The following is a 12,450-nucleotide window of genomic DNA, read 5'->3' as shown; positions in this document are numbered from 1 at the left end:
GTGGCCCGGACCGTACCGGATCGGTAGATGGGGCGACGCCTGGGCGGACGCCCTGGCACGGTGAGGGCGTCCCCTCGCCGCCGGGTACGGCCCCCACTCGGGTGACAGCGGGCGAAACACGGGCCCGCGTCGGCGAGATGGCTGTATGACGAGCGGTACAGCTGGTCTGCCTTGAACCGCCTCAGCGTTGGGAGCGCTCCATGCCAGTTCTGTGCCGTCCGTTCAGCCGTGGCTCGCGCCCTGCCTCCGGGGCGGCGCGTCCCCTTCGATGGGCCGCGCTCATGGCCGGGGCGCTCCTGGCCCTGAGCGCCGTGGGCCCCGCGCCCGCCGCCGCCCTGCCCCGGCCGGTGAGATATGTGGCGATGGGTGACTCGGCTGCCTCCGCGGCCGGTGTGCCCCCGCAGACGGACCTGCCGTGCCTGCGCTCGGGCAACAACTACCCCCACCTGCTCGCCCGCGCCCTCCGCCCCGCCGCCTTCACCGATGTCACCTGCAGCGGCGCAGAAGCCGCCGCCCCGGACTCCCAACTCGGCGCTCTCTCACCGGACACCACGCTGGTCACCCTCACCATTGGAGCCAATGACGCCGGCTTTTCCGACGCCATCCAGCGCTGCACCCTGCTCGGGCTCCTGAATCCCCACGGCGCCCCCTGCCGGGCCAGTTACCGGCAAGGAGGCCAGGACGAGATCCGGCACGCGGCCGAGACGGCCGGGGAGCGGACCGCCGCCGAGTTGTCGGCCATCCACCACCGCGCCCCGCACGCCCGCGTCCTGCTGGTCGGCTATCTGAAGGTGTTCCCCGACCATGGCTCCTGCCGTCCCCGGGAGACCTTGGCCGACGGCGATCTGGGGTATCTCGCCCACGCCGAGAACCACTTGAACGCCGTGCTGGCCCACGTAGCCCGGGCCGCCGGCGCCGAGTTCGTCGACCTCCACCCGGCCAGCACCGGGCATGACATCTGTGCCCCCGACGGCGTCCGCTGGAGCGAAGCACTCCTGCCCACCCGGCCCACGGTGCCCTTCCACCCCAACCTGGCGGGTGAACGAGCCATGGCCCGCGAGGTCCTGGCCCGGCTGTGACGGCAGTGGCCCACCGGGGTGGCGGGCCGCGCGCAGGTCAAAGGAACAGTGCGCCGAGGCTCGTGATCACTTCGCGGCGTCGGGGCAGACGCCCAACAAGGCCGCGAAGGACCCGGTGCCATCGGCCAACGCTCTCGCACTGGCGAGGCTGGCTCTGACGTCGGGGTGGACGTTGGAGCCGAGCTTGTCGTCCTCGCGCTGCTGGGTGCCGGCCTTGCTGTTCCAGTCGCCTGCCTGGGCCTGGAGCGCGGACTTCACCTTTGGGTCCGTTGCCTTCGCGGCCGCGGCGCTCAGGTCCGACGACATCTGCCGGTAGGGGCCGACAAGTTCCCGATGGGTCCGCACGCCCTCTGTTCGCTTGAGATAGACCTTGTGTGCCTGGCCGGCCTCGGCGCACCCGGCGGGCATCCCGCCCCCGCCGCCGTCCGTTGCCACCACCACGACACCCGTGGTGGTCGCGGCCGCCACGGCGGCGGCCGTCACCGTGATGCCGACCTTGGTGGAGACGGTGGCGGTCAACTTCCCCAGGTAGGCGGCCACTTTGCCGGTGTTCGCCACCGCCGCCTTGCCGACCGGCGGGGCGAGCACCAGCAAAGCCGCGGCCGCCGCGACCTTGTCGCCCTCCAGCAGATTGCGGGTCAGCTGCTCGCTGCGGGCGTAGTACTCCAGGTCCGCGGTCATTCCACTGCGGGTGGCCGCCAGTCTGCCCAGCACATAGAGCTGGAGTGCCACCTGCCCGCGGCCCTCCGTCAGCGCGACCGGCACGGCGAACCTGATGAAGTACGAGGCCAGTCCCCACTGTTGGGCATCCCGCAGGGTGCGGGCGACGGCCAGGAGAAGGCCGGGGTCCGGACCGGGCGGCCCGCCCCTTTCGGCGAGCGCCGCCAACAGCCCCTCGGCGGCAGTGGCCGCCGCGGTGGGGGCCCAGTTCTGGCGGCGGACCGCGGCGACCGCGTCCGCGGTGATGTGGTAGGCGTCGCCGTGGTAGGTGACCAGGCGCCGGTCGTAGAGTTCCAGCCCGGCGTAGGTGTCCTGCAGAAATCCGGTGACCGGTGCGAACCATGCGGCGGGCAGCGGGGTGCCGAATGTCGCCAGCGCTACCAGCACCCGCCGGGCCGGTTCGCTCAGGGCGACGGCCAGGGCCTCCGCTTGCTGCTGCGGGCTCAGCTGCGCCGGATCGACCGGCGGCGGCTGGTCGTGGGGTTCCTCGGTCTTCCTGGCCCGCCACTCATCCGATCCCTTGATGAACTCCGCGTACTGGCGCAGGCGTTGCGGCTTTCCCTCGGCCATCCGGTAGGCGTGGTCGAACTGCAGGTTCTGTAACCCGGCCGGGCCCAGCGGGAGCCCCAGCTCGGCGCTGAGCAGCTCGATCGCGGCCGTGCGGGCCAGCGGCTGGACGTGATGGGCGGCCGCGGTGTCCGGCAGGGTCGGGTACGGGGACGTCAACAGGAAGGTGCAGCCGGGGAAGGTCTGCAGCAGCCGGGCCAAGTCCTCCCGGTCCAGGGCGCATTCGATGACGGTGATGTGTACATGGGCGACTTTGGCGACGGCCGCGTGCAGCATCGTCTCATCGACCCCGCGCAGGAAGTTCTTGCCGAAGAACGCCCCGGCCAGCCGCTCGTACAGGGTGTTCAGCGTGCCCGTCTCCCCGGCGCGGGGGTACAGGATGTGGCCCCGTTGCCCGCGCGCGGCCAGTTTCCGGTGCACCGCTTTGGCGATCGCCTTCTTCCCGACGCCCGTTGCCCCGTACAGCTGCACGCTGATCCCCCCGGTCAGCTGTCCGAAGACCTGTGCCACGATCTCGTCACGGCCGAAGAGGCCGGCCGGGGCGGGGGCGGCGGACAGCACCGGGGGCTCGCGTAACGGCAGGTCCAGCAGGCTGGGGAGCTCGACAAAGCCGCGCTCGTCATGGATCACATTGATGGCGTGGTGGCCGGTGCTGATGATGCCGTGGTTGTCGCCGCCGACCACGACCGACGGCTCGGTGCCGCGAGGGCTCGGATTCTCAGACACGACTGCCCCTCATGGTCGCTGCATCAAAGCTCATACCTGAGGTTAGGAGGTGTCGAAGGAATCTCAACCCATCCGCAGCGCCAGGAAGAAGTCCAACTTGTCTTCCAGCCGGGACAGATCACGGCCCGTCAGCTGCTCGATCCGGCCCACCCGGTACCGCAGCGTGTTCACATGAAGGTGCAGCCGGGTGGCGCAGCGCGTCCAGGAGCCGTCGCACTCCAGGAACGCCTCGAGGGTCGGGATGAGCTCGGCCCGGTGCCGGTGGTCGTAGTCGCGCAGCGGATCCAGCAGGCGGGCCGTGAAGGCACGGCGGACGTCGTCCGGGACGAAGGGGAGCAGCAGGACGTGGGAGGCCAGCTCCTGGTGGCCGGCGGCGCTGACCCGGCCGGGGCGGGCGGCGGCGACGCGGCGGGCGTGCCGGGCCTCTTCCAGGGCGCCGCGCAGGCCCTCGGCGGAGTGGACGGCGGCGCTGACGCCCAGGGTGAGACGGCCGTCGCCGTCGAGTCCGCGGGAGAGGGGTTCGTGGATCGCGGCGAGGAGGGCGTCGGCGTGCAGACCGGAATCCAGCGGAGCGGGCTGGTCCGTTCCGGTGACGGCGGCGGTGGTCGCCGCGGCGACGGTCGGCAGCGGCACCAGGGCGACGGCCTCGTCTCCGGCGTCGGCGACTGCGATCCGGTCGGCGGGTTCGGTGCCGGAGGCGTCCGGGGCGATCAGCACCTCCTCGAGCAGGGCCTGGGCGATGGGGCCGCCGGGGAGCTCGCAGTCGTCCCATTCGACCCGGGCGACCACCACCTGCCAGTGCGGGGCGGTGCCCGGTCCGGGGAGCAGGACGGGGGCGGCCACCCGCAGCCTGGCCGCGATCTCGGCGGGCGCGGCGCCCGCCTGGACGAGCTCCAGGACCTCCTGGGCCAGGCGGCGGCGCACCGTGCGGGCGGCGTCCCGGCGGTCGCGTTCCACCGCGATCAGCTGGGTGACGCCGTGCAGCAGGTCCAGTCGTTCGGCGGGCCAGTCCCCGGCGTCCGCCTGCACGGCCAGCAGCCAGTCGGACAGCACGGTTTCACGCGGGTCGCCCGGCACCGGGCCGCCCCCGCGGATGGGGAACAGGGAGTAGGTGTCGCCGTCGGCGAAGACCCGGTGCGGGTCGGGGCGGCCGGTGCGGGATGCGGCCAGGTGTTCGCCGGCGAGCAAGGAGCCGACCTCCGTGGGCAGGGCCGGGCCGGCGCCCGCCAGGGTGGAGCCGGCGATCGGACGGCCGGCGGGGGAGAGCACCCAGGCCCGTAGGTCGAGGTCGGAGCCGAGCAGGTCGAGGACCACCTCGGGGCCGCCGCCCGCCGGGCCCGAGGTCATCAGCCGACGGTGCCGGTCCACGACCGCCGCCAGGTCCCCGGCGCGCTCGCCGGAGACCTGCCGGACCACATGCTCGGTGATGGACGCGAAGGAGACGTCCTCGTTGACGGAGAACAGCGGCAGCCGGTGCCGGGCGCAGGCCGCGACCAGGTCGTCCGGCGTGGAGCTGATCTCCGCCTCGCCCGCCGCGAGCCCGGCCACCCCGGCGGTCGCCAGGATGCGTACGAACCGCTCGGAGTCCTGCGGCTCACGCCGCCAGGCCAGGCCGGTGAGCACCAGCTCCCCGCCGGAGAGATAGCGGCTGGGGTCACGCAGATCGGTGGTCATCACGCCGCGCACGGTGCGGTCGAGCTCGTCCTCGCCGCCGAGCAGTCGAAGGCCCAGCGCCTGGGTCTCCAGCAGTGCGCGCAGCCGCATCGTGGGTCGCCGCCGATCTCTCTTGGTGCCTGTTGTTGCCGGTGGGATGCCGGTGGAATGCCGTGAGGTTTCCGCACCCCGTCTTTCGTTCGAATCTACAAGACCAGGGCCCTGGCCAGCCAACCGCTTCATGGTTTCGGTGACTGCACCGGGGCATCGGCCCTCCCCTGTACTGGGCCCACGCAGCGTGAACGCCAGATGGACGGCCCCACCGGACACCCCCCTCGAACGGCTTCGAGCTCGAGAAGAGACGTCATGGATTTCCTGCGCCCCGCCGGCTGGGAGGAGGCTCTCGCCGCCAAGGCCGAGCACCCCACGGCTGTGCCCATCGCGGGCGGCACGGATGTGATGGTCGAGATCAACTTCGATCACCGCCGGCCGGAGTACCTGCTGGACCTGACCCGCATCGGCGAACTCCGCGCCTGGGAAACCGGCGAGCAGGACATCCGGCTCGGCGCCGCCGTCCCCTACACCACGATCATCGAGCAACTGCGCGGCCCGCTCCCCGGGCTCGCGCTCGCCGCCCACACCGTCGGCTCACCGCAGATCCGCAACCGCGGCAGCGTCGGCGGCAACCTCGGTGCCGCCTCCCCGGCCGGGGACTCGCACCCCGCACTGCTGGCAGCGGGCGCGGAGGTCGAGGCGGCTTCGGTGCGCGGCACCCGCCTGATACCCGTCGGGGAGTTCTACACCGGGGTGAAGCGCAACGCCCTGGCGCCGGACGAACTGATCAGGGCCGTACACATCCGCAAGGCCACCGGGCCGCAGCAGTTCGCCAAGGTCGGCACCCGCAATGCGATGGTCATCGCGGTGTGCGCGTTCGGACTCGCCCTGCACCCCGGCTCGCGCACCGTCGGCACCGGCATCGGGTCCGCCGCGCCGACGCCGGTCAGGGCCCGCGCGGCCGAGGAGTTCCTCGCCGCCGCGCTGGCGGAGGACGGCCTGTGGGAGTCGGGGCGGCCCATCCCGCCGTCCACGGCGGCCCAGTTCGCCGAGCTCGCCTCCGGCGCGTGCAACCCGATCGACGACGTACGCGGCAGCGCCGCCTATCGCAGGCGTGCCGTGGGAATCATGGCCCGGCGCACACTCGGCTGGGCCTGGGACGAATACCGCAACACGGGGGAGAGGGGCGCGCGGTGCGCGTGAATTTCACGGTCAACGGCCGGCCACAGGAGGCGGACGACGTATGGGAGGGCGAGAGCCTGCTGTACGTCCTGCGCGAGCGGCTGGGCCTGCCGGGCTCCAAGAATGCCTGCGAGCAAGGGGAATGCGGCTCCTGCACGGTACGCCTGGACGGCGTCCCGGTCTGCGCCTGCCTGGTGGCGGCCGGACAGGCCGAGGGCCACGAGGTCGTCACCGTCGAGGGCCTGGCCGCCCACGCCGGAGCCGCCGAGGGACAACTCGCCCCGGTACAGCGGGCGTTCATCGACGCCGGCGCGGTGCAGTGCGGCTTCTGCACCCCCGGCCTGCTGGTCGCCGCCGATGAGCTGCTGGAGCGCAACCCCGAGCCGTCCGACGCGGACATCCGGGAAGCCCTCTCCGGCAACCTCTGCCGGTGCACCGGCTATGAGAAGATCCTCGACGCGGTGCGCCTGGCGTCCGCCCGCGCCGGAAGGGTGGGTTGAGATGCGCGACCCCGGCACGCCCGGACCGCTCACCCGGCACGACGGCGGAACGCTCGGCGGAATCGGCGAATCCGCTCTCCGCCCGGACGGCACCCGCAAGGTGACCGGCGAATTCGCCTACGCCTCCGACCTGTGGCACGAGGACATGCTGTGGGGCTTCACCCTCCGCAGCCCGCACACCCACGCCCGGATCGTCTCCATCGACGTCTCCCAGGCCCTCGCCACCGCCGGTGTGCACACCGTGCTGACGCACCAGGACCTCCCGGCCGCCACCCGCTACGGTCTGGAGATCCAGGACACCCCCGTCCTGGCCGACGGCGTGGTGCGTCACCATGGCGAACCCGTCGCCCTGGTCGCCGCCGACCACCCCGAGACCGCACGCCGCGCCGCCGCCAGGATCAGGGTCGAGTACGAGCAACTCCCCGTCGTCACCGACGAGAAGAGCGCCACGGCACCCGGCGCACCCCTCCTCCACCCGGGCCGCACGGATCCCCACGCGGACCATGTCCCGCACCCCAACATCGTCCACCGCCAGCCCGTCCTCCGCGGCGACGCCGAGGCGGCCCGGGCCCGGGCCCATGCCATTGTCTCCGGCAGCTATGCGATGGGCATGCAGGACCAGGCCTTCCTCGGCCCGGAGTCGGGCCTCGCCGTACCCGCCGAGGACGGCGGCGTCGACCTCTATATCGCCACCCAGTGGCTGCACGCCGACCTGCGCCAGATCGCCCCGGTCCTCGGCCTGCCCGAGGACAAGGTGCGGATGACCCTGTCCGGCGTCGGCGGCGCCTTCGGGGGCCGCGAGGACCTGTCGATGCAGGCCCATGCCTGCCTGCTGGCGCTGCGCACCGGCAAGCCCGTGAAGATCGTCTACAACCGGTTCGAGTCCTTCTTCGGCCATGTCCACCGCCATCCGGCCAGGCTCGACTATGAACACGGCGCCGACCGGGACGGCAAGCTCCTCTATGTCAAGGCCCGCATTGTGCTGGACGGCGGCGCCTATGCCTCCTCCTCCCCGGCCGTGGTCGGCAATGCCGCCTCGCTCGCCGTCGGCCCCTATGTCGTCGACCATGTGGACATCGAGGCCGTCGCCCTTTACACCAACAACCCGCCCTGCGGCGCCATGCGCGGTTTCGGCGCGGTCCAGGCGTGCTTCGCCTATGAGGCGCAGATGGACCGGCTCGCGGCCGAACTCGGCCTCGACCCGGTGGAGTTCCGCCGCCGCAACGCCATGTCCCAGGGGTCGGTCATGCCGACCGGCCAGATCGTCGACTCCCCGGCCCCGGTCGCCGAACTGCTCCGCCGGGTCAAGGCCAGGCCGCTCCCTCCGCAACGGCAGTGGGAGACCGCCGGCGGCGCCCCCGACATCCGCGCCCTGCCCGGCGGCCTGTCCAACACCACGCATGGCGAAGGCGTGGTGCGCGGCGTCGGCTATGCCGTCGGCATCAAGAACGTCGGCTTCTCCGAGGGCTTCGACGACTACTCCACCGCCCGGGTGCGGATGGAAGTGGTGGGCGGCGAGCCGGTGGTCACCGTGCACACCGCGATGGCCGAGGTGGGCCAGGGCGGGGTGACCGTCCACGCCCAGATCGCCCGTACCGAGCTGGGCGTCGGCCAGGTGACCATCCATCCCGCGGACACCCGGGTGGGCTCGGCGGGTTCGACCTCCGCCTCCCGCCAGACCTATGTCACCGGTGGCGCGGTCAAGCACAGCTGCGAGGCGGTGCGCGAGCGGGTGCTCGAGCTCGGCCGGGCCCGCTTCGGCAGCTGCCACCCGGCCTGGGCGACCGCCGAACTCGTGCTGGAGGGCGGCAAGGTGATCACCGACGGCGGCGAGGTCCTCGCCGACCTGGCGGACATCCTCGGCGAGGAGGTCGTGGAGGCGGAGCTGGAGTGGCGGCACCGCCCCACCGAACCCTTCGACCTGACGACCGGGCAGGGCTTCGGCCATGTCCAGTACTCCTTCGCCGCCCACCGCGCCGTCGTCGAGGTCGACACCGAGCTGGGCCTGGTCAAGGTCGTCGAGCTCGCCTGCGCCCAGGACGTCGGCAAGGCGCTCAACCCGCTGTCCGTGACCGGCCAGATCCAGGGCGGGACGACCCAGGGGCTGGGCCTCGCCGTGATGGAGGAGATCGTCGTCGACCCGGCGACGGCCAGGGTCCGCAACCCCTCCTTCACCGACTACCTCATCCCCACCATTCTCGACACCCCCGCCATCCCGGTCGACATCCTTGAACTCGCCGATGAGCACGCCCCGTACGGGCTGCGCGGCGTCGGCGAGGCGCCGACCCTCTCCGCCACCCCCGCCGTGGTGGCGGCCATCCGCCAGGCCACCGGCCTGGCCCTCGACCGGGTACCGGTCCGTCCCGAACACCTCACCGGGACGTCCTGACCGTTCCCTGCACTCCTCCGCCCGGCGGTGGCGCCCCCCAACCGCCGGGCGGGGCAGTCCCGTTCCGTCTCGGGCCGTCCCCCGGGTCGTGCAGCCTCATGGCATCCAAGGAGCAGGCACCATGACCCACTCATCCGTGCAGCCGGCGACCCCGGCCGGGGCCGCGGGCGCGGGCTCGCGCCCCCCGGCCGGGCGGTCCTGGCCCGACCGCTACTTCCACATCTCCGACCGGGGCTCCACTCTGGCCCGGGAGGTGCGCGGCGGCATCACCACCTTCATGGCGATGTGCTACATCCTCCTGCTCAACCCGCTGATCCTGTCCGGCAAGGACGTCCATGGGCATGCCCTGGGCCATGCCGCGCTGATCACCGGCACCGCCCTCGCCGCGGCGGTGTGCACCCTGCTCATGGGGTTCATCGGCAGGGTTCCCCTGGTGCTGGCCGCCGGACTGGGCGTCTCGGGGGTGCTCTCCACCCAGGTGGTCCCGCATATGACCTGGCCGCAGGCGATGGGCATGTGCGTGATCTATGGCGTCGTGATCATGCTGCTGGTGCTCACCGGCCTCCGCGAACTCATCATGAACGCCATCCCCTTGGCCCTCAAGCACGCCATCTCCATGGGCATCGGCATGTTCATCGCCCTCATCGGACTGGTGAAGGCGGGCTTTGTCCACGCCTCAAGGGGCGGCGGCCCGGTCACCCTGGGTCCCTCGGGCGAGCTGGCGGGCTGGCCGGTCCTGATCTTCTGCGTCACCCTCCTGACTGTCTTCATGCTCCAGGCCCGCAAGGTCTCCGGCGCGATCCTCATCGGCATCGTCATCGGCACGGTCCTCGCCGTCATCGTCAACGCGGTCGCCGACCCCGGTCCCACGGCATGGCAGAGCGGGCCCCCCGAACTCAAGGACAGCGCCGTCTCGATGCCCGACTTCTCGCTCTTCGGCCAGGTCGAGTTCGGCGGCTGGGACTCGATCGGCGCACTGAGCGTGAGCATGATCGTCTTCACCCTGGTGCTGGCCGGCTTCTTCGACGCCATGGCCACCATCATCGGCGTGGGCACCGAGGCGGGCCTCGCCGATGACCGGGGCCGGATGCCCGGCCTGAGCCGGGCGTTGCTCATCGACGGCGCGGGCGGTGCGATCGGCGGCGTCAGCGGGGCGTCCGGGCAGACCGTCTTCATCGAGTCCGCGACCGGGGTGGGCGAAGGCGCCCGCACCGGCCTTTCCTCCGTCGTCACCGGCCTGTTCTTCGCCGCGGCCCTGTTCCTCACTCCGCTCACCCGCATCGTGCCGGGCGAGGTCGCCGCGGCCGCCCTGGTGGTGATCGGCGCGATGATGATGAGCAACGCACGGCACATCGACTGGAACGACCGCGGCGTGGCGATCCCGGTGTTCCTCACCACGGTCCTGATGCCGTTCACCTACTCCATCACCGTGGGCGTCGGCGCGGGCGTCATCGTCTACACCGCCATCAAGACGGCGGAGGGCAAATGGCGCGAACCGGGTGCCTTCATGTGGGCGCTGACGGCCGTCTTCGCCGTCTACTTCGCCCTGCATCCCATCGAGCACTGGCTTGGCATCAAGGGGAGTTGACGTGCTGGACATCGCCGAAGAGCTGCACCAGTGGTGTCGGCAGGGCCGCGACTTCGCCGTCGCCACGGTCGTCGCCGTGCACGGCAGCGCCCCCCGGCAGCCCGGCGCCGCCCTCGCGGTCGACGCCGACGGCACGGTGGTGGGATCGGTGTCCGGCGGCTGCGTGGAGGGCGCCGTCTATGAGCTGTGCCGGGCCGCCCTGGAGAGCGGCGAGGGCGTGCTGGAGCGCTTCGGCTACTCCGACGAGGACGCCTTCGCCGTGGGCCTGACCTGCGGCGGAGTCATCGACATCCTGGTGACCCCGGTCCCGGCCGCGGCCCCCCAACGCCCGCTGATCGCGGCCGCGTTGGCCGCGGCGGCAGGAGGCGAGCCGGTGGCGGTGGCACGGCCCCTCACCGGCCCCCCGGGCGCCCTGCTGATACGAGCCGACGGCACTTGCACCGGCACCCTGGGCGGCCCCCCGGAACTCGACCGCACGGCAACGGCGGAGGCGGCCGCACTGCTGCACACGGGCCGCACCGGCACCGTGGAACTCGGATGCGGAGAGCGGGCCGTCCTGCTCGTCGAATGCGCTGTCCCACCACCCCGGATGCTGGTCTTCGGCGCCATCGACTTCGCCGCGGCCCTGGTCGGAGCCGGGAAGTTCCTCGGCTACCGGGTCACGGTCTGCGACGCCCGCCCCGTCTTCGCCACGGCCCACCGCTTCCCGGACGCCGATGAGATCGTCGTCGACTGGCCGCACCGCTACCTGGACGCCCAGCGGCTCGACTCCCGTACGGCGCTGTGCGTCCTGACCCATGACCCGAAGTTCGACCTCCCCCTGCTGGAACGGGCCCTCCGGCTGCCCGTCGCCTATGTCGGCGCGATGGGCTCCCACCGCACCCACCGGGACCGGCTGGCACGCCTGCGCGAAGCAGGCCTGAGCGAGGTGGAGTTGTCCCGTCTGCACTCCCCGATCGGGCTCGACCTCGGGGCCCGCACACCGGAGGAGACCGCGCTCTCCATCGCCGCCGAGATCGTCGCGGTGCGCCGGGGCGGGTCGGGGGTGCCACTGACGGGGTCGGGGGTGCCGATCCACCACGATGGGGCGGTGGTGGGGTCGGCGGTGTGCGGGCTGGTCCAGGCCGCCGGCTAGGACGACAGGGGTACGCGCATCTCGTCGCGCACTGTGGCGGTCTTCTTCGCGAGTGCGTCGAGGTCGGCCTTCTCGGTGAGGCTGGGGAAGGTGACGGTGGCCACCGTGCTGTGGTCACTCCACCCACAGACGTATATGGAGGCTGTCCCTCCGGACCGGGTGAGTTCCATCACCTCGCAGGTGACGGGCTCTTGGCTGCCGGACGGCGTGATCTCCCGGGCGGGCGTGGTGACATGCACCCCCTGGCTTTCGGACATCCCCCGGAGCATGCTGTCCAGCGCGGACTTGGGGTTGGTGACCTCGCCATAGATGCCGGCGGCAACCAGGCTGGCGGACTCGGCGCCGGAGGCGCCGGTGTACTGACCGCCCACCCCCTTCATATGGCGGGCAAACAGGCCGCTGCTCTGCCCCTTTATGCCGTCCTGCATGGTCTGGCTCACGTCCTTGGCCAGGACGTACTGGCCGCCCGCCAGGGAGTGCGGCACCGTGAGCCGGTACCGCTGGGAGGACGGAGCGGGACCGGCCGTGCCCGGCGAGCTGTTGCCGGACGGACGGCCGGAGGGGTGGTCCGAGGCATGGGTCTTCCGGTCGTCCTTCTTGTCGTCGGAGGTGGCATAGAACAGAACCCCGCCCAGTGCCACCACGCCCACCAGTGCACCGGCGACGATGGCGACGATCGCCCCGGCCCCCAGCCCCCGGCGCGGCGGGGGCGGCGGCGGTATCGGTGGCGCTCCCCAGGCTCCCTGCTGTGGATAGGCCGGGTGCTGCGGGTACTGGTGCTGCGGTGCGCCGTATGACGGCGGCATCGGGGGCTGCTGCGGCGGCTGAGGCGGCTGCTCAGGCGGTGGCATGGTCAT

General features: G+C 72.2%; 9 protein-coding genes. 6 read left to right on the top strand and 3 right to left on the bottom strand.

Going from position 1 to position 12,450, the window contains the following annotated elements; translation table 11 throughout:
• The first annotated feature begins 281 nt into the window (after positions 1 to 281).
• On the top strand, positions 282 to 1,079 hold the full coding sequence (locus ABCR83_RS24240) for an SGNH/GDSL hydrolase family protein (RefSeq protein WP_462697274.1): 798 nt from the start codon (positions 282 to 284) through the stop codon (positions 1,077 to 1,079).
• Positions 1,080 to 1,145: 66 nt separating this feature from the next.
• On the opposite strand, the gene ABCR83_RS24235 is transcribed toward ABCR83_RS24240, so the two are convergent.
• Entirely contained in the window at positions 1,146 to 3,092 is a 1,947-nt protein-coding gene (locus ABCR83_RS24235) for a hypothetical protein (protein ID WP_462697273.1), read from the bottom strand.
• A gap of 63 nt (positions 3,093 to 3,155) precedes the next feature.
• Entirely contained in the window at positions 3,156 to 4,856 is a 1,701-nt protein-coding gene (locus ABCR83_RS24230) for a PucR family transcriptional regulator (protein ID WP_462697272.1), read from the bottom strand.
• A 255-nt stretch (positions 4,857 to 5,111) separates the two neighbouring features.
• Here ABCR83_RS24230 and ABCR83_RS24225 point away from each other — a divergent pair, with 255 nt between their 5' ends.
• From ABCR83_RS24225 to ABCR83_RS24205, 5 genes are all read left to right on the top strand, one after another.
• The gene (locus ABCR83_RS24225) at positions 5,112 to 6,002 is read left to right on the top strand and encodes an FAD binding domain-containing protein (protein ID WP_462697271.1); all 891 of its coding nucleotides are present in this window, start codon (positions 5,112 to 5,114) and stop codon (positions 6,000 to 6,002) included.
• Entirely contained in the window at positions 5,993 to 6,481 is a 489-nt protein-coding gene (locus ABCR83_RS24220; protein WP_462697270.1) for a (2Fe-2S)-binding protein, read from the top strand. The genes ABCR83_RS24225 and ABCR83_RS24220 overlap by 10 nt, the downstream gene beginning before the upstream one ends.
• A 1-nt stretch (position 6,482) precedes the next feature.
• Positions 6,483 to 8,870 carry a xanthine dehydrogenase subunit D gene (pucD, locus tag ABCR83_RS24215; RefSeq protein ID WP_462697269.1) on the top strand — a complete coding sequence of 796 codons (2,388 nt, stop codon included), beginning with the start codon at positions 6,483 to 6,485 and terminating at the stop codon, positions 8,868 to 8,870.
• Between the two features lie 121 nt (positions 8,871 to 8,991).
• Positions 8,992 to 10,458 carry an NCS2 family permease gene (locus tag ABCR83_RS24210; protein WP_462697267.1) on the top strand — a complete coding sequence of 489 codons (1,467 nt, stop codon included), beginning with the start codon at positions 8,992 to 8,994 and terminating at the stop codon, positions 10,456 to 10,458.
• 1 nt (position 10,459) lies between these two features.
• Positions 10,460 to 11,593 (top strand): XdhC family protein, encoded by a 1,134-nt coding sequence (locus tag ABCR83_RS24205; protein ID WP_462697265.1) that lies wholly within the window; start codon positions 10,460 to 10,462, stop codon positions 11,591 to 11,593.
• Here ABCR83_RS24205 and ABCR83_RS24200 read toward each other — a convergent pair.
• The gene (locus ABCR83_RS24200; protein WP_462697264.1) at positions 11,590 to 12,450 is read right to left on the bottom strand and encodes a hypothetical protein; all 861 of its coding nucleotides are present in this window, start codon (positions 12,448 to 12,450) and stop codon (positions 11,590 to 11,592) included. The genes ABCR83_RS24205 and ABCR83_RS24200 overlap by 4 nt on opposite strands.

Source organism: Streptomyces xingningensis (assembly GCF_054957865.1).
This window is presented reverse-complemented; position numbering and strand designations above follow the sequence as displayed.

Coding starts and splice junctions, on each gene's coding strand:
- ABCR83_RS24240 (WP_462697274.1), top strand. CDS start 282: ATGGCCGGGGCGCTCCTGGCCCTGAGCGCCGTGGGCCCCGCGCCCGCC.
- ABCR83_RS24230 (WP_462697272.1), bottom strand. CDS start 4,856: ATGCGGCTGCGCGCACTGCTGGAGACCCAGGCGCTGGGCCTTCGACTG.
- ABCR83_RS24225 (WP_462697271.1), top strand. CDS start 5,112: ATGGATTTCCTGCGCCCCGCCGGCTGGGAGGAGGCTCTCGCCGCCAAG.
- pucD (WP_462697269.1), top strand. CDS start 6,483: ATGCGCGACCCCGGCACGCCCGGACCGCTCACCCGGCACGACGGCGGA.
- ABCR83_RS24210 (WP_462697267.1), top strand. CDS start 8,992: ATGACCCACTCATCCGTGCAGCCGGCGACCCCGGCCGGGGCCGCGGGC.
- ABCR83_RS24200 (WP_462697264.1), bottom strand. CDS start 12,450: ATGACCATGCCACCGCCTGAGCAGCCGCCTCAGCCGCCGCAGCAGCCC.